17 protein-coding genes are annotated in these 16,037 nt (G+C 73.1%); 5 read left to right on the top strand and 12 right to left on the bottom strand.

Annotated features, from left to right (window positions below; genetic code table 11):
- Window positions 1-5 precede the first annotated feature (5 nt).
- The 3 genes from J3R08_RS19635 to J3R08_RS19625 are packed head-to-tail and all read right to left on the bottom strand — an operon-like array spanning window position 6 to window position 2,770.
- Window positions 6-1,043: an FAD-binding oxidoreductase gene (locus J3R08_RS19635; RefSeq protein WP_043329999.1), complete on the bottom strand. Its 1,038-nt coding sequence runs from the start codon at window positions 1,041-1,043 to the stop codon at window positions 6-8.
- Window positions 1,036-2,400 carry a class I tRNA ligase family protein gene (locus tag J3R08_RS19630; RefSeq protein WP_043323134.1) on the bottom strand — a complete coding sequence of 455 codons (1,365 nt, stop codon included), beginning with the start codon at window positions 2,398-2,400 and terminating at the stop codon, window positions 1,036-1,038. The genes J3R08_RS19635 and J3R08_RS19630 overlap by 8 nt, the downstream gene beginning before the upstream one ends.
- Window positions 2,393-2,770, bottom strand: a complete 378-nt coding sequence (locus tag J3R08_RS19625) for a cupin domain-containing protein (RefSeq protein WP_043323137.1) — start codon at window positions 2,768-2,770, stop codon at window positions 2,393-2,395. Before J3R08_RS19625 ends, J3R08_RS19630 begins: the two co-directional genes overlap by 8 nt.
- A gap of 298 nt (window positions 2,771-3,068) precedes the next feature.
- Here J3R08_RS19625 and J3R08_RS19620 point away from each other — a divergent pair, with 298 nt between their 5' ends.
- Window positions 3,069-3,974: a helix-turn-helix domain-containing protein gene (locus tag J3R08_RS19620; RefSeq protein WP_205796698.1), complete on the top strand. Its 906-nt coding sequence runs from the start codon at window positions 3,069-3,071 to the stop codon at window positions 3,972-3,974.
- Between the two features lie 42 nt (window positions 3,975-4,016).
- Here J3R08_RS19620 and J3R08_RS19615 read toward each other — a convergent pair whose 3' ends face one another.
- From J3R08_RS19615 to J3R08_RS19590, 6 genes are all read right to left on the bottom strand, one after another.
- Entirely contained in the window at window positions 4,017-4,691 is a 675-nt protein-coding gene (locus tag J3R08_RS19615; RefSeq protein WP_069088392.1) for a pyridoxamine 5'-phosphate oxidase family protein, read from the bottom strand.
- Window positions 4,692-4,809: 118 nt separating this feature from the next.
- Window positions 4,810-5,172 (bottom strand): helix-turn-helix transcriptional regulator, encoded by a 363-nt coding sequence (locus J3R08_RS19610; protein ID WP_043323144.1) that lies wholly within the window; start codon window positions 5,170-5,172, stop codon window positions 4,810-4,812.
- A gap of 78 nt (window positions 5,173-5,250) precedes the next feature.
- Entirely contained in the window at window positions 5,251-5,658 is a 408-nt protein-coding gene (locus J3R08_RS19605) for an arsenate reductase ArsC (RefSeq protein WP_209962368.1), read from the bottom strand.
- A 56-nt stretch (window positions 5,659-5,714) separates the two neighbouring features.
- Window positions 5,715-6,800, bottom strand: a complete 1,086-nt coding sequence (gene arsB / locus J3R08_RS19600) for an ACR3 family arsenite efflux transporter (protein ID WP_113972990.1) — start codon at window positions 6,798-6,800, stop codon at window positions 5,715-5,717.
- A gap of 100 nt (window positions 6,801-6,900) precedes the next feature.
- Window positions 6,901-7,593, bottom strand: a complete 693-nt coding sequence (locus J3R08_RS19595) for a helix-turn-helix domain-containing protein (RefSeq protein WP_064445567.1) — start codon at window positions 7,591-7,593, stop codon at window positions 6,901-6,903.
- 82 nt (window positions 7,594-7,675) lie between these two features.
- On the bottom strand, window positions 7,676-8,059 hold the full coding sequence (locus J3R08_RS19590; RefSeq protein WP_064445568.1) for a metalloregulator ArsR/SmtB family transcription factor: 384 nt from the start codon (window positions 8,057-8,059) through the stop codon (window positions 7,676-7,678).
- A gap of 328 nt (window positions 8,060-8,387) precedes the next feature.
- On the opposite strand from J3R08_RS19590, the gene J3R08_RS19585 reads away from it, so the two are divergent.
- The 3 genes from J3R08_RS19585 to J3R08_RS19575 are packed head-to-tail and all read left to right on the top strand — an operon-like array spanning window position 8,388 to window position 10,370.
- On the top strand, window positions 8,388-8,714 hold the full coding sequence (locus J3R08_RS19585; protein WP_369799347.1) for an ArsR/SmtB family transcription factor: 327 nt from the start codon (window positions 8,388-8,390) through the stop codon (window positions 8,712-8,714).
- Window positions 8,715-8,769: 55 nt separating this feature from the next.
- Window positions 8,770-10,185: an NAD(P)-binding domain-containing protein gene (locus J3R08_RS19580; RefSeq protein WP_209962366.1), complete on the top strand. Its 1,416-nt coding sequence runs from the start codon at window positions 8,770-8,772 to the stop codon at window positions 10,183-10,185.
- The gene (locus J3R08_RS19575; protein ID WP_069088398.1) at window positions 10,185-10,370 is read left to right on the top strand and encodes a hypothetical protein; all 186 of its coding nucleotides are present in this window, start codon (window positions 10,185-10,187) and stop codon (window positions 10,368-10,370) included. Before J3R08_RS19580 ends, J3R08_RS19575 begins: the two co-directional genes overlap by 1 nt.
- Here the strand turns inward: J3R08_RS19575 and J3R08_RS19570 are convergent.
- Together J3R08_RS19570 and J3R08_RS19565 are read right to left on the bottom strand one after the other, a co-directional pair.
- Window positions 10,367-11,149, bottom strand: coding sequence for a DUF2470 domain-containing protein (locus J3R08_RS19570; RefSeq protein ID WP_104112325.1), 783 nt, complete (start codon window positions 11,147-11,149; stop codon window positions 10,367-10,369). The genes J3R08_RS19575 and J3R08_RS19570 overlap by 4 nt on opposite strands.
- A 151-nt stretch (window positions 11,150-11,300) precedes the next feature.
- On the bottom strand, window positions 11,301-11,597 hold the full coding sequence (locus J3R08_RS19565; protein ID WP_064445572.1) for a DUF1540 domain-containing protein: 297 nt from the start codon (window positions 11,595-11,597) through the stop codon (window positions 11,301-11,303).
- Between the two features lie 636 nt (window positions 11,598-12,233).
- Here J3R08_RS19565 and J3R08_RS19560 point away from each other — a divergent pair.
- Complete coding sequence (locus J3R08_RS19560) at window positions 12,234-12,809, top strand: VanZ family protein (protein ID WP_209962364.1); 576 nt, start codon at window positions 12,234-12,236, stop codon at window positions 12,807-12,809.
- A gap of 84 nt (window positions 12,810-12,893) precedes the next feature.
- Here J3R08_RS19560 and J3R08_RS19555 read toward each other — a convergent pair whose 3' ends face one another.
- Window positions 12,894-15,614: a sugar-binding protein gene (locus J3R08_RS19555; RefSeq protein ID WP_043323166.1), complete on the bottom strand. Its 2,721-nt coding sequence runs from the start codon at window positions 15,612-15,614 to the stop codon at window positions 12,894-12,896.
- Between the last annotated feature and the right edge of the window lie 423 nt (window positions 15,615-16,037).

Raw genomic sequence — 16,037 nt, 5'->3', positions numbered from 1 at the left:
TGTGTCTAGCCGTGCGGGACACGGATCGCGGATCGGGAGTTCAGCAGGGCGGTGGCGGCGAGCCGGCTGGCGGCCAGGACGGTCTTGGCGGCGCCGCCGCTGCCGCCGGTGAAGGTGTGCACGGCGCCGGCCACTGCGCGCAGGGCCAGGCCGGGCGGGTCGCTGTAGCAGTCGACGGCGCTGACCGGCGGGCCGTCCGGGCGCGGGTCCAGGCCGGGCAGCCGCCGCGCGGCGACCGCCCGCACCCGAGCCGCCAGGCCGGAGTCCGGCGCGGGCGCGGGCGGGTCGACGTCCCAGCGGTCGCTGGGCAGCCCGAGAAGGACACGCCCCGGACCGGCGGGCCGCCCGTACAGGCCGCTCGTCTCATCGACGAAACACGGCAGGTCGGCCCGGCCGGTGCGGTGGTGGGCGTACTGGATGTGCTTGGTGCGCAGCGTGCTCGGCAGCCCGGCGGCGCGCAGCAGGCCCGGCGTCCAGGCTCCGGCCGCCACCACGACCAGGTCACCGGTGAGGCGGCGGCCGTCGCGCAGGTCGACCGCGCCGTCGCCGAGGCGGGCCACCGGCGTGGTCTCGGTCCGGTCCAGGCCCCGCAGGACGCTGCGGCGCAACCGGTCCGGGTCGAGGTGGCCGGCCCGGCGTTCCCAGACCCCCACCGTGCCGTCCGGGAGCCGGTCGAAGCCGAACCGCCGGGAGACCTCGTCGCGGGTCAGCACCTCGGCCCCGGCCACGCCGGCCGCCGCACCGGCGTCGACGGCGTCGAGCAGGTAGAGCGAGCCGGTGGCCCGCCACCCGGCGGCCGCGGCGAGCGCCGGGTCGTCCCGCAGTTCGGCGAGGCTCGCGGTGGCCAGGGCCCGGGCGGCCGGATCGGGCTCGAAGGCGCGTACCAGGCCACCGGAGGCGGCGGTGGCGTCGGCGTGCCCGCCGGCCGGGCCGCCGCCGTGCGGGCCGACCAGCACCGCCTCGGCGCCCGCGTCCCGCAGCCGCCGGGCGAGCAGGACACCGGCGAGGCCCGCGCCGACGACGAGCACGCGGGGCTCACCCACCGGAGGCCGCCGGTTCCGCGCCGCCGACGACGTCGAGCAGGCGGGCCGCCCGGTCCGGGTCACCGGGGTACGCGGCCAGCGCCGCCCGGACGACGGTGGCGCTGTCGAAGTGCGCCGGGCGCAGCGCCTGCTCACCCCGGGTCAGCTCGACGTCGGCGAGCACACCGTCCAGACCGGGTACGGCCCCGGCGAGCGTGGCGGCGTAGCGCGCCTTGAACGCCTCGTACGCCTCGGGCCGGAAGTCCGACTCGTAGCGGTCCGGCCGGTCCCAGCTCAGGAACGCCCGCACCACTGCGGGGTCCTCGTCGGCGAGGAACTCGTGCGCCCAGATCGCGTGCCCCCGGCTGGTGGAGAACTTCGCGCCGGTGAGCCGGTAGAACTCGTTCACCACCAGGCCGGCCGGCCGGTCGGGCAGCCCGGCGGCCAGGTGCAGGGCGGGGATGAGCAGCGCGTAGTAGAAGGCGTTGTCCACCCCGAGGAAGATCCACTGCTCGTCCACGTCCCGCCACGCGTCGAGGTACCCGGCCAGGGTGTCCGCGTCCGGCCGCAGGTGGCGGGCGGGCAGCAGCAGGTTCGCCAGGGCCATCTCGGCCCAGACGTCGATGCGCAGGCCGTCGTCCCACTCGATGCCCCAGTCCGTCGGGTACGCCAGCGGCACCTCCGGCAGCCCACCGTCCAGGTACGACGCGACGAGCCGGCGCAGCCGGGGCGGCAGCACCGCCCCGGACCAGAACCCGGTGAGCCGCTCCCGGTGCTCGTCCAGCCGCAGCACCGGCACCGTGTGGGTGACCGGCTCCGGTGGCGCGTCGCAGCAGGTGGACCGCGCGTCGACCAGGTTCGCGGCGGTGCAGAAGCCGCCGCACCCCTCGCAGGTGCCGCCGTTCGCGCCGGCCCCGCAGGCCGGGCAGCGCCCCGCGACCCGCACGTGGTGCAGGGTCCGCCGGCAGGCCGCGCAGGCGCGCAGCGACACCGGCGCGACCTCGACCACCTTCGCCTCGACCAGTTCGGTGAGCAGGCCGGCCACCGCCTGGCGGTACGCCTCGTCGGCCAGTGGGTCGGCCATCACGTCGTACCGGATCCGCGCGGCGCGCAACGCGGCGTGGATCAGCGACCCGTAGCGGGCGACCGTGTCGGCCGGCGTCTCGCCGTTCGCCTCCGCCCGGGCGAGCACGTAGTTCTGGTGGGCGTCCAGCCCGCACTGGGTCACCACCCGCCGGCCGGCGGCGCGCAGCGCGCGGGCCGCCACGTCCCCGGCGACGTACGGGCCGCTGAGGTGCCCGAGGTGCAGCGGACCGTTCGGGGTGGGCGGCGGGGTGACCAGGAGCACCGCGCCCCGCCCGGCCGGATCGTCAGCCACGGCCGGTCCCGTCGCCCGCGTCCGGCCGGCCGGTCTCGGGGCGCGGCATCCAGTAGACGCTCAGGATGGTCAGCGGCTGTTCGGGGGAGGGGTTGTGGATGATGTGGCGCTGCTCGGGTTCGAGCAGGATCACCCCGCCGGTCGGCACCTCGACCTTCTCGCCGCCCGCCTCGTAGATGGCGGTCCCGCGGGTCACCACGGCGAACTCCACCTCGGGGTGGACGTCCTCGGTGCTGCGGCCGCCGGGCGGGATCACGCACCACATGGCGTCGAACGGCAACGGGCCGAGATCGCGGTACTGGGTCCAGCGGCCGATCTGGATGCCGTACTCGTCGGTGAGCTCGGCGGTGTCGCTGACGTACCTTCGCATGTTCGTCCTCCTGGTCGGCGCGATGCCCGTCGGGCGCGCCGGACGGATCTGGGTTTGCGGAGAGTGACCGGAAGTGGTGCTTCTGCGACGCAGAGCCAACCGCCTGCCGGAGTGGCAATTCGACTTCGGTCGATAGCGTCGGACCCACTGTGGACCTAACCTCGGCTGGCCAACAGGAGCTACACCGGCAGATCACCGGCAATGGCGCTACTGATTGCCCGCTCAGTGGCCGCGCAGCGGTGGTCCGCCTGTACGAATCCACCAGAACCGGTACGGAGACGACGCTGTGATCGGCTACATGGATACGTTGGGTGACGAAATTGCTACCGCTCGGCGACGAGCCAACCTGACTCAGGAGGAACTGGCCGCCCGCACCGGGCTGAGCGTCCGGAGCATCCGCAACCTGGAGTCGTCGCGGGTGACCCGCCCGCGCCCGGCGACAGTGCGGCTGCTGCGCGACGTGCTCGGCCTGCCGGCCCACCCGGCGCCGGCCCGGATCCGCCCCATGCAGTTGCCGCTGGAGATTCCCGGCTTCACCGGCCGTTCGGCACAACTACGGCAACTCGACCGGCTGCTCGACGGCGGACCGCGGCGGATGTCCAGCGTGGTGGTCTGCGTCCTGTCCGGACGCTCCGGGATCGGCAAGACGGCGCTGGCGCTGCGCTGGGCCCACCGGTCCGCCGCACGGTTCGTCGACGGGGTTCTGCACGTCCAGCTCGGCGGAAGCGACTCGCGCCGGCCGGCGGTGGCGCCCGCGGAGGCGCTCGCCGGCCTCATCGAGGCGCTCGACGTGCCCGGCGGCATTCCCTGCGGTCCGGCCGCGCGCACCGGGCTGTACCGCAGCGTGCTCGCCGGGCGCCGGATGCTCATCGTGCTCGACGACGCGCGCGACGCCGAACAGGTCCGGCCGCTGCTACCCGGTGTCCCCGGCTGCATGGTGGTGGTGACCAGCCGGGACCGCCTCACCGGACTGGTCGTCGGCGAGGCCGCGCGTCCGGTCGTGGTGGACGAGCTGGCGGCCGGTGAGGCATGGGAGCTGCTGGCGGCCCGTCTCGGCGAGCGTCGCCTCACCGCCGAACGCGAGGCGGTACGGCAGATCATCGCCCACTGCGCGGGGGTGCCCCGGGCGCTGGCGGTGGTCGCCGCCCGCGCCGCCGTCGCGCCCCGGCTGCCGCTGGCGGAGGTGGCCCGCCAACTGCGGTAGGGACCGGCGGACCGGGGCGGTCGCGCGGCGCGGGCGCCCCGGTCAGCGCCGGTCGGCGCGGGTGCCGGCGCGGGCGGCCACGTGGGCCGGCACCGGCGCGGTCGGCGGGAGCGCCGGGTCGGTCACCGGCTGCTCCCAGCGGGCCACGAGCGGAAGCTCGCCGGCCCAGAGTCCGAGCGCCGCGTCCGGGCTGTCGCCGTCGTCCGGCGGGCCGCTGCGCGTCTTCACCGACGCCTCGGCCAGCGGCAGCGCCAGCAGGGCCGTGGCCGCCAGCTCCCGCCGGTTCGGGCGGCGGGCGTGGTCCCACTGGCCGGGGGCGACGTGCTCGGTGAGCAGGCGGAGTCCGTGCAGCTTCTCCTCGGTGCCGGTCACCCACCGGGGCCGGCCGTAGATCATCGCGCTGCGGTAGTTGACGCCGTGCTCGAACACCGAGCGCGCCAGCACCAGGCCGTCGACCACGGTGACCGTGACGCAGACGTCGGTGTCGGTGGTGAGGCTCCGGCTGGCCACCGAGCCGTGCAGGTAGAGGTGCCGGTCGTCGAACCCGTAGACGGTCGGCACCACCATCGGGTGACCGTCCACCAGGACGCCGAGGTGGCAGACGAACCCGGCCCGGAGCACGTCGAACAGGGCGGCGCGGTCGCGGTGCCCCTTCTCCTTCATCCGGCGCAGGCTCGTGCGGGGCGTCGCGGACAACTGCCCGTCGGCATCGGTCATGGCTGATCTCCCGTCGGTCCCGCCGTTTCTACCGGGCCGGACGGCGCTCCTCAAGAGGGCCGGCGGGGACGACCCGGTCAGGTCGGCGGGTGCTCGCGGCAGCCCCGCGGTCGCCTGCTCAGCGGACCTTCCTCGTCGGTCGCTTACGAGGCGGCGTCAGCAGCTCGGCGATCGCCGAGATCGCGGACGGCACCAGACGGTAGTACGCCCACACACCCCGCTTCTCACGCTCGATCAGACCGGCCTCGGTGAGGATCCGAAGGTGATGGCTGACGGTCGGCTGGGAGAGCCCGAGCGGCGCGGTGAGGTCGCTGACGGACGCCTCGCCCTCCGGAGCGGACTGGATCAGGCTGAGCAGGCGCAGCCGGGCCGGGTCGGCCAACGCCTTCAGCACTCCCGCGAGGCGTTCGGCATCGGCACGCTTGATCGGCTCGCCGGTCAGCGGCGAGATGGCAGGGGTGGCAGTTTTCGCAGTTCCCACGCTTGCATCGTTGCATCAACGGCCGCCGCATGCCGGTGCAACCAGGACCGGATCATGGTGAGTCGCACGACAGGGGTGTCAGGCGGTGGGGCGCAGGTCGGCGAGCAGCCGTTCCACCCGGGCGCGGATCTCGTCCCGGATGGGGCGTACCGCGTCGACGCCCTTGCCCGCGGGGTCTTCCAGCTTCCAGTCCTCGTACCGCTTGCCCGGGAAGACGGGGCAGGCGTCACCGCAGCCCATGGTGACGATGACGTCGGAGGATTCCGCCGTCTCGTACTCGAGGAGTTCGGGGGTCTGGTCGGTGATGTCGATGCCGACCTCCCGCATGGCCTCGACGGCGGCGGGGTTGACCTGGCCGGCGGGCGCGCTGCCGGCGGAGCGGACCTCGACGGTGTCGCCGGCGAGGTGGCGCAGCCACCCGGCGGCCATCTGGGAACGGCCGGCGTTGTGCACGCAGACGAACAGGACGCTGGGTTTGTCGCTCATCGGGTCTCCATGATCCTGATGGTTGCCGTGGCGTGCCGCGGCGTGGTCGGGGCATCTCATGGCCGGGTTCCCGGCGCGGGGAACAGGCGGGCACGGGCCCACAGCGACACGTAGACCAGGCCGACGAGAACCGGGACCTCGATCAGCGGGCCGACGACGCCGGCGAGGGCCTGGCCGGAGGCGATCCCGAAGGTGCCGATCGCGACCGCGATCGCCAGTTCGAAGTTGTTGCCCGCCGCGGTGAAGGCCAGGGTGGTGGTGCGTTCGTAGTTCAGGCCGATGGCCCGGCCGAGCAGGTAGGAGCCGGCCCACATGAGGGCGAAGTAGGCCAGCAGCGGCAGGGCGATGCGGGCCACGTCGACCGGCCGGTCGGTGATGGCCTCACCCTGCAGGGCGAACAGGACGACGATGGTGAACAGCAGTCCGTACAGGGCGACGGGTCCGACCCTGGGCAGGAATCGCCGCTCGTACCAGTCGCGGCCCCTGGTCCGTTCGCCGAGGCGGCGGGACAGGTAGCCGGCGAGCAGGGGGATGCCGAGGAAGACGAGCACGTTGCCGGCGATCTCCCAGCCGGAGACCTGCAGCGCGGCGCCGTCCAGACCCAGCCAGCCCGGCAGCACCGACAGGTAGAACCAGCCGAGCAGGCCGAACGCGAGGACCTGGAACACCGAGTTGACGGCGACGAGGACCGCTGCCGCCTCCCGGTCGCCGCAGGCCAGGTCGTTCCAGATGATGACCATCGCGATGCAGCGGGCCAGGCCGACGATGATCAGACCGGTGCGGTACTCCGGCTGGTCGGCCAGGAACATCCAGGCCAGGGCGAACATGACGGCGGGACCGACGATCCAGTTGAGGATCAGCGACGAGACCAGGAGGCGCCGGTCACCGGTGACGGTGTCGAGGCGGTCGTAACGGACCTTGGCCAGTACCGGATACATCATGATCAGCAGGCCGAGGGCGATGGGCAGGGAGATGCCACCGACCTGGACGGCGTCGAGAGCGTCGTCCAGGCCGGGAACGATCCGGCCGAGCAGCAGGCCGGCGACCATGGCCAGGCCGATCCAGACCGGCAGGAACCGGTCGAGGCGCGAGAGGCGTGCCACCAACGGTGGGGCGTGTTCGGCTCTGGTGGCGGTGCTCATGGGTCTGCTCCCGTGGATCGTCGGTGCCGGCGCGTGCGCGTCGGGTGAGGTCGCCCTGTGCCGGGCGGCTGCGTCGGGCGCCCGCAGACTGAGGCGGTGATCAGGCCGGCTTCCCGCAGGGTGCGGCGGTGTGCGGGGCGACGCGATCGACGCGGTCGGCGAGGTCGGCGTAGGCCGCCTCGAACGCTTCGTCGGTGTCGACGCGGGCCGGGTCCGGCACGGACCAGTGCAGGCGGGGGCGGACCGGCCCGGTGAGTTCCTCGTGGGCGTTGTCGCAGACGGCGATGACCAGGTCGCCGTCCCGGACGACGTCGTCGACGTGTGCGGTGCCGGCCGGGCCGAGGTCGAGGGCGTGGCGGTGGGCCACGGCGAGCGCGCGGGGATGGACCCGCGGTGCCGGCCTGGTGCCGGCGGATGCGGCGTCGCCGTTGGCGCGCTGCCTCCACAGCGCCGCGGCCAGTTGCGAGCGGGCGGAGTTGTGGGTGCAGACGAAGACGACCCGATGCGCGCCCGCCAGTGGTGGCGGCGTGAGGGCGGAGAGGGCGGCCGGTCGGAGTCGAAGGTAGATGCGTCGCCGATCGCCCTCCGACCGGCCCCGAACGACGAGGCCCGCGTCGGCGAGGACCTTGACGTGATGGGCGACCAGGTTCGTCGGCATGGCGAGGGTGTGTGCGATCTCCCCGGGTGAGGCGTCGCCCAGGGTGAGCGCGTCCACGATGGCCAGGCGGGCCGGGTCGCCCAACGCCGCATGGACCCGCGCGCGCTCGACCAGCGAGTAAGACTCAATGTCCATTGACTCAATAATTTCTGATTAATCTGGAGGCGTCAAGCCGCGCGGCCGGATCCCCCGGGAGCGCGAGTCGCCGCGCGGTGGTCTACCGCTGCGCCGCGGCGGTCGGCTCGATTGACAGCAGGCCGGCGAGCTGGCGCAGGATCTGTGGCCGCGCCCGGTAGTAGACCCACGTGCCCCGCCGTTCGGCGTCCACCAGGCCTGCCTCGCGCAAGGTCTTGAGGTGATGAGAGATCGTCGGCCCGGTCAGGTCGAACGCCGGCGTCAGGTCGCACACGCAGGCCTCGCCGCCGTCGGCGGAGGCGATCATCGACATCAGCTGCAGCCGTACCGGATCACCGAGGGCCTTGAACGCGGGCGCGAGGATCGCGGCCGTCTCTGCCGGGACCCGGCGCTGCGCCAGTGGGGGGCAGCACGGCGCGTCGGCGTCGAGGTCGACGAGGGGGATCGGCGCTTGGCGCTTCGGCATGCCCCTAGGTTGACATCCATCTAATCAGCGTGCAACTCTCTGTTTAGACATATGTCAAGACAAGGTGCTCCCAGGAAATGAGGCTCGTCATGTTCGGCTTCCCGCGTCGCCGGCCGTCATCCGTGGCAGGGGTCCGGTTCTGCGACTCCTGCGCCCGGGTGTCCACTCCCGCGCAGAGGATCGCCCGCCTCCGCGACCGCGCCCGCACCACCGCCTACGCGCTGACGGCACCCCGCTGAGAAGCGGGACCGCTGCCCTGCGGATCGCCCGCTCCGGCGCCTGCTAGGCTTCCATCGTCAATCGGCGATTAACGATGGAGGGAGAGATGATGGGGGACCTCCTCGACCGCGACACCGCGCAGACCTATGCCTCGTGGTTCCGGGCCCTCGCGGACCCGACGCGGGTGCAGGTGGTGGAGTACCTGGCCCGCCACGCCCGGCCGATGAGTGTGGGGGAGATCGTCGCCGCCGTCGGGCTCGCCCAGTCCACCGTCTCCCAGCACCTGAAGATCCTCACCGAGGTGCGGTTCGTGCTCGTCGAGCCGGTCGGCACCGCACGCCACTACCGCATCAACGACGCCTGTGTCGGGTGCTTCCCGTCCGCCGCCGACGTCGTCATGGGCCGCCCGGCCCCCGATCCGGTCGGAGCCTGCTGAGGCAGGCGTCACCCGCACCTCTTGATCCGCCATTCTCAACACCGAGGAGTTCCCGATGAGTGTCCTGGACGAGTCGCCCGTCGTGGTGATCGGCGCGGGCCCGGTGGGTCTCGCCGCCGCCGCCCACCTGCACGAGCGTGAGCTGCCCTTCCTCGTCCTGGAGGCCGGGGACACCACCGGCGCGGCGGTGCGGCAGTGGGGGCACGTGCGGCTGTTCTCCCCGTGGCGCTACAACGTCGACCCCGCCGCCCGCCGGCTGCTCGACGACGCCGGCTGGGTCGCCCCGGTCGAGGATGCCCTGCCCACCGGCGCCGAGCTGGTCACCGACTATCTCCAGCCGCTCGCGGACCTGCCGCAGCTCAAGCCCCACCTGCGCTACGGCGCGCGGGTGGAGGCGATCAGCCGGCTCGGCCTGGACCGGCTGCGCACCGCCGGCCGCGAACAGACGCCGTTCCTGATCCGCCTCGCCGGCGGCGACGAGTTGCTCGCCCGCGCCGTCATCGACGCCTCCGGCACCTGGGGCACCCCCAACGTCCTCGGCGCCTCCGGCCTGCCCGCCCGCGGCGAGACGGACGCCGCGGCGTTCCTCGAGCACGCCCTGCCCGACGTGCTCGGCAGCGGCCGGGACCGCTTCGCCGGCCGGCACACCCTCGTCGTCGGCGCCGGCCACTCCGCCGCGAACACCCTGCTCTCCCTGGCCGAGCTGGCCACCGCCGAACCCGGCACCGAGGTGACCTGGGCGATCCGCTCGGCCAGCCCCGCCCGCACCTACGGCGGCGGAGACGCCGACGCTCTGCCCGCCCGCGGCGCGCTCGGCGCCCGACTGCGCGACCACGTCGACGCCGGCCGGATCAGGCTGCTCACCGGATTCTCCGTACACGCCCTCACCCCGGCCGAGGGCCGGGTCACCGTGGCCGTCCGGCACGCCGACGGCACCGACGAGTCCGTCACCGTGGACCGCGTCGTCGCCGCCACCGGCTTCCGCCCCGACCACTCCATCGCGGCCGAGCTGCGCCTGGACCTCGACCCGGTCATGGGAGCCACCCGCGCCCTCGCCCCGCTGATCGACCCGAACGAGCACTCCTGCGGCACCGTCCCGCCGCACGGCGCCGCCGAACTCGCGCACCCCGAGGTCGGCTACTACGCCGTCGGCATGAAGAGCTACGGCCGCGCGCCGACGTTCCTGATGGCCACCGGCTACGAGCAGGTCCGCTCCGTCGTCGCCGCTCTCGCCGGCGACTGGGACGCCGCCCGCGACGTCCAGCTCGACCTGCCCGAGACCGGCGTCTGCAACAGCAACCCCGCCGACTCCACCGGCGCGGACGGCTGCTGCGGCCCCGACCCGGCGGCCACGCCGGCCGCACAAGGGCTGGCGACCGGAATCTCCGGGGGCCTGCTCTCCGCGCCGCTCAGCCTGGTCAGCCTCGACACCCCGACCAACGGTGAGACCGGCGGCTGCTGCACCAGCTGATGACCACCACGACGGCGCCCGCCGGCCCCACGGCCGGCGGGCGTCACGGGTGGCGCCTCGTCGCCGCCCTCGCCGTCACCAGCACCATCGGGTACGCCACCCTCCACCTCCTGCTGGCCGCGGTCACCACCGCCTGCCTTCTCGCCGCCGCCGCGATGCGCTCGGTAGGAAGCGGGCAGCCCTAGCCGAGCAGCGTCCGCAGCGCCCCGGCGAGGCCGGCGCCGGCGGTGACCGGGTGGAGGAAGGACAACCGGATGTCGGCGTGACCGTCCGGCCGCTCCGCGCGCAGCACTATGCCCTCGGCGTCGAGCGCGACCGGGACCATCCGCGTCGCGCCGGCGCTGACGGCGCTGTCGACGAGCGCACCGAGCCGGTCCAGGAGGTCGCCGTGGCACCGGGTCAGGTGCGCGAGGTGGGCGGCCTCGTCGACGGCGATCGGGTCCGGGCGGGCGGCGCGGTACGTGCCGAGGTCCACCGCGACGGGTTCGGTGGCCCGGTCGAGGAGGATCTCGTCCGGCTCGATCGCCCACAGCGCCACCGGCGGCAGGTCGAGCAGCGACATCACGGTGGCCGGGTCGCAGGCGTCGAGCGCGGCCGGGTCGAAGCGGCGGGCGGTGCCCAGGATCCGCAGCCGGTCCCGCACCCGCGAGCGTACGGCGACCGGAGCGAGGTGGGTCACGTCCACGCGTACCGCACCGCGGTGACCGCGCGCGGCCACCAGCAGGCCGCCGGTGCGGCTCATCGCGTCGACCGCGAGGACGATCGTGCCGTCGGGGAGGACTGCGTGGGCGGACAGGAGGTCGGCGGTGGTGTCGCCGAGCGTCAGCCGCAGCGACGAGGCAGCGCTCAGCACGCACCGGGCGGCGACGGCGTCGCGGGGCGTGGAGGTGACCGGAGACGGCCCGGCGGCGACCGGGGTGACGCCGGTCGACGGGGCCGGGCGCCCGGCGGGGTGCAACGCCATGTCTGTCTCCTCGGCCGGAAGGGGTGAAGTCGGCCCAGGTCAGACGGTAGTAGGTAAGCCTTACCTGTGCAACGGCGGGTCGGGTGCCGGAGACGCATACGGGTCACGACGGTGACCGTCGTGACCCGTACGGGCGTGGGTGTCCGCTTTGTTAGGCGGGCTGGTAGGTCAGGCAGTCGCTGACGGTGGCGCCGGGGCCCACCGTGATCGACTCGGCCGTGCAGGCGAGGTTGGTGTTGAACACGCACTCGGCCCGCGCGCACGCGCCCACCGCGCCGGTGACCTCCGCGATCCCGCCGCTCATCGACGACTCGACGAACGTCGCGCAGGACGCCGCGTCGGCGCTCGCCGCCACGGTGATCGCGGGCGCGTGACAACCGTTGTCGTTGAAACTGCACGCCGTGGCGGCGCACTCACGTACCGGCGGAGACTGCAACAGCGTCTTCATGGTGCCTCCAAGTCATGCGGGCCGGCGGTGCGACGGCCGGCCTCGTGGTGCTCGAATGCCATTCGGTATTAGCCCTGCGAGCGGGGCTTCAAACCTGTCCGCCCGAAGTGAGGATCATGCTCACCATAGCAGCGGAATGCGGCGTCGGCGGCGGTAAACCGTCGATCCCGCGCGAACTCCCGGGCGGGCAAAGATGAGGCTTACCTTTGTAAGGAAAGCCTTTGTTTGCCGGTGCGAGGTGGGCGTGCGCTGGCCCCGTCCGCGCTGGTCCGAGCGCAGGGTGCGGTCCGGCGAACGGCCTGGAGCGCGCCGAGGGGTCATGCGGCGGATCGGGGAGGTGAATTGATGTGCGGAAATCGGCTCTCCGGAGCCGGGAATTGGTTTCGCCGCCCGGGGCGGAAATCGAATTTCCGCAGCGCCGGTTCCGTGCACGGAATTGTGCGCCCGCGCCGGTCGGCGGCGGTGGGTCGGCCGGGGGTCCGCGTCGTGCCCGTGCGCCGGGCTGTCGTCCGCGCGGGCCGCCCGGGGCGGGGGCCCGCGGGGTGGCGGGCAGGATGGCACCCTGAGCGGGCCGGGACGCCGGTCCGCGCCGGTCGGACCTGGCGGGATCCCCGGGCGGACAGAAGGTGAGGCGGCGTGGTCGAGGGGTGGCACGGCTGGTTCGGCACGATCAACGGGGTCGTGCTCGTCACGGTGGCCGCGCTGCCGTTGGCCGCGCTGGTGGTGTGGCTCCTCGCGCGCCGGCGCGGCGGCGGGCCGGCCTGGCGGCTGTCGCTGGCCGAGGTCGGCATCGTCTACGGGACCGTGCCGTGGGTCTGGATGATCATGCTCCCGGGGGACGGCGCCGGTGTGGTTCCGGGCCGGGTGAGCCTGGTGCCGCTGCGGGACCTGCTGACCGTCCTCGCGAGCGGGCCGCTGACGGTGGCGGTCCAGATCGTCGGCAACCTGCTGGTGTTCGCGGCGCTCGGGTTCTTCGGCCCGCTGCGGTTCGCGGCGCTGGCGTCGGTGCCGCGGATCCTGGCGCTCGCGGCGGGCTGCTCGGTCCTGGTCGAGGTCGCGCAGTACGTCCTGCGGCTGGACCGGGTGTCCTCGGTGGACGACGTCCTGCTCAACACCGCCGGCGCCGGACTGGCCGCGCTGGCCTCGCGCCGCTGGTGGCCGGCCCCGGCGTCTCCGGACCGGCCCCTGCCGGTGCCGGCGGCGAAACGCTGAACGGCCCGGATACGGCACGATGGGCCGGACCTCACGGCCCGGCCCATCGCGTCAGCGCGTCAGGTCGACGCGTTCACCGTCCGGTCAGCACAGCTTCTTCGCCAGAGCGGTGGTGGCGCCACCGCTCTCGTAGGAGACGAGCAGCGAGGTGCCGGCCGGGAGCGACCCGCTCAGCGGCAGGACGAGCGTGCCGTCCTTCCGCAGGCTGGCCTGGGTCTGCGCCACGACCCGGCTGCCGTCCCAGACGAAGACCCGGGCGGTGCCGGCCTTCTTCACCTGGAGCTGCACCGAGACCTTGTTGGCGGTGCGGGTGACCTTCTTGAGCTTCACCGTGTTGTCCGCCAGCTTGGCGTAACCACCCGGTGCGACCCCGTCCGAGACGGACTGCAGCAGGGTCTGCGGCGAGTCCACGCTCAGCGCCGCGGTGTCGGGCATGATCGGAGCCTTCGGCGCCGACGGCTGCGCCGGCAGGCCCGGCAGGAGCGCGTTGCCCCAGCGCCACGGGTCGGCCCGCACGCCGCTCCAGGTCGACCAGCCGACCCGGGTCTGCGAGCTGAGGTCCTGCGTGTCCGAGTCGTTGACCAGGATGTTCAGGCCCATCCGGCTCGGGTCGATGGTGTCCGGCAGCACGCTGAACGGAATCTTGACCTCGATCCGGTAACCCGTGTACGGGTTGCTGGTCACCACGGAGGCGATCTCCACACCCGGCGCGGTCTCCGGGCCGCCCTGGTGGTTGTCCCGCTCCCGGGCGAAGCACGGCGGGTTCCCGTTGGCCGGGTCGTTCGTGGCCGGGAAGAGCGCCATGTTGAACACCGTGGAGGTGTTCGCCGAGTTGCCGCGCGGGTCGATGCCGAACTCGATGTTGTCGTTACGCCGCGGACGCTTGCAGTCCTCCGGCGGCAGGACGGTGCCGAGCACGTCATCGGTGATGTTGAAGATGGCGTACAGGGCGTCGTCGGTGTGGGTCAGCTGGGCGGTGCCGGAGATGTCCGACGCCGGGGCGGCGGTGCCCTCCCAGCGGGTGGAGATGTCGATGACCTCGCCGGTGTACTCGTGGTCGTGCCCGTGACCGTCCACCGTCGGCGCGGTGGTGGCCTTCGGGATCGTGGTGGTCGGGACCAGGTTGAACGCGCCCGGCTCGGTGGCGCTGCCACCGACGTAGCTGGTCTCGATCTGCACCCGGTAGGCGCCGTTGTCCGGCGCCCGGTTGGCCGTCGGCAGCGACGTGTCGGTGTTGCTGACGGTGAACGTCACCGAGGTGGTGGCGCCCGGCCGCAGGCCGCTGTACGGCACCTGCTGCTCGGCCACCGAGAAGCCGGCGGGAACGTTCAGCTTGACCGAGCCGGACTCGACCCGGGTGCCGTGGTTGGTCAGGTTGACCTTGACGCTGCGGGTGCCGCCGCTGGGGATGTTCAGCAGGGACTCGATGAGCGCGTCGAGCTGCTGGGTCTTGTTCCGCACGGTCCAGGCGCGGAAGTCGGCGATCTCCTCCAGCGGCTCCAGGGTGCCGCGCACCGGAGCGGTGCCCTGCACCTGGGCGCTGCTGACGCCGCTGCCGTCCTTCTTGCTGGTCAGCGTGGCGTTGAGCCGGAAGCGGGTGCCCACCTCGACCTGCGCGGGCGGGGTGACGGTGAAGGTCTTCACGACCTCCTTGCCCGGGGTCAGCGTGCCGACGTTGCCGTTGCCGCTGACGCTCCAGCCGGCCGGGACGTCCAGGGCGACCTTGGCGCCCGGGATGGCCTTCTCGGCGTACAGGACGGTGTCCACCTTGATGGGCTGGCCGCCGACGGCCTCCCAGGTGCGCGGACGCACGTGGATCTCGGTGCCGAGCGGCAGGCCGCCCGGGGCACGCAGGGTGGCGCCCTGCAGCGCGCCGGTGCCGGCGCCCACGTTCGGGTCCGGGTACGGCGTGCGGGTGTCGATCAGCGTCAGCCGGTTGCAGCCGATGGCGTCCGGGTTGGTCGTCGGGAAGGAGCTGTTGCCCCAGCCCTGCGACACGTACTCCCGGCGGGCCCAGGTCTGGACCGTGTTCCACCGGTTGCCGTCGTGCCGCGCCGACTCGTAGCCCTGCCAGGTGCCGAAGATGACGTTGCTGGCCTCGGCCGGCGTGAACGTGGTCTCGCAGGCGGGGCCGTTGGTGCCGGTGGTGCCGCTGCCACCGGTCTGGAAGATGCGGGAGACCCGCCAGGGCTTGAGCCCTTCCTTCTTGATCTGCTCCGGGAACGCCTTCGGGTCGGCCGCCGCGTAGAAGGCCTCCACGGCCAGCATGGCCGCCTTCTGGTGGTTGCCGTGGTTGCCCTGCGTCGCCGAGGGGTTCATCGTGAGGATGACCTCGGGCTTGGTGGTCCGCAGGACCCGCACGATCCGGGACAGCGTCTCCTGGTGGCCCCAGACCTCCTCGGTCAGCGGGGCGCTCGCGGTGTACCAGAAGTCGAGCGCGTCCAGGTTGTAGATGTGCTCGACGCCGGCCCAGCCGACGGCCTTGCGCTCCTCGGCCTCCCGCAGGATGCCGAGCTCCGGGCCCTCCTCGAGACCGGTGGCGTTGCCACCGCCCTCGCCGCGGGTGGTGGTGATGACGCCGGCCTTCATGCCGTGATACTCGTTCCAGTATCCGAGCATGCCGAGCTGGCCTGCCTCGTCGTCCGGGTGCGCGCCGATGAACATGATGTCCAGGTCGACGGGCTTGTCGGACTTCTTGGCCTGTGGCTTCGGTGCTGCGTTCTGGGGGTTGGCCTGGGCCGGAGTGGCCAGGCCCAACGACAGAAGACCGCACATGGCGATCGCTGCCGTGGTGCGCCATCTCATGGGCATACCTCTTCGTCTCGAAGCGAGAGTGCTGCGGCTGGGGGACGGGTCACGGGCCCGGCGCGCGCCGGGTCGTGACGCGGACAGCTGTCCATTGAGGACTGTTGGGTCCTCGCTGGTCGTGGTGCTCGACAACGGGGTGATGGTGTACGCGCACCGTCACGGCGTGAGCGGTGCACACGGTGGCGACGGATCGGTCCACCGGAAGGCCTTCGGGCCGTAACCTAGGGATCTTGCGGAGGCGTCGTCAATAGGCCCGGACGACTTTCTTCCTTATTCGAAGAAACAATCCCCGCAGCTCAGTGGCCCGGCTGCTCGGCCTGCAGCAGCCGGAGGGGGAGCTTTGCCCTATTTTGGGCACCCAATGTGGACGCGAGGGCCCGGTTTTGCGCGCCATGTCGGGGTGGCCTGGCGCGTCCGGCT

This window comes from Micromonospora sp. HB375, assembly GCF_017872985.1.
GTDB lineage: Bacteria > Actinomycetota > Actinomycetes > Mycobacteriales > Micromonosporaceae > Micromonospora > Micromonospora chalcea.
Note: the sequence above shows the minus strand (reverse complement) of the source record. Positions and strands in the feature narration are given on the sequence as shown.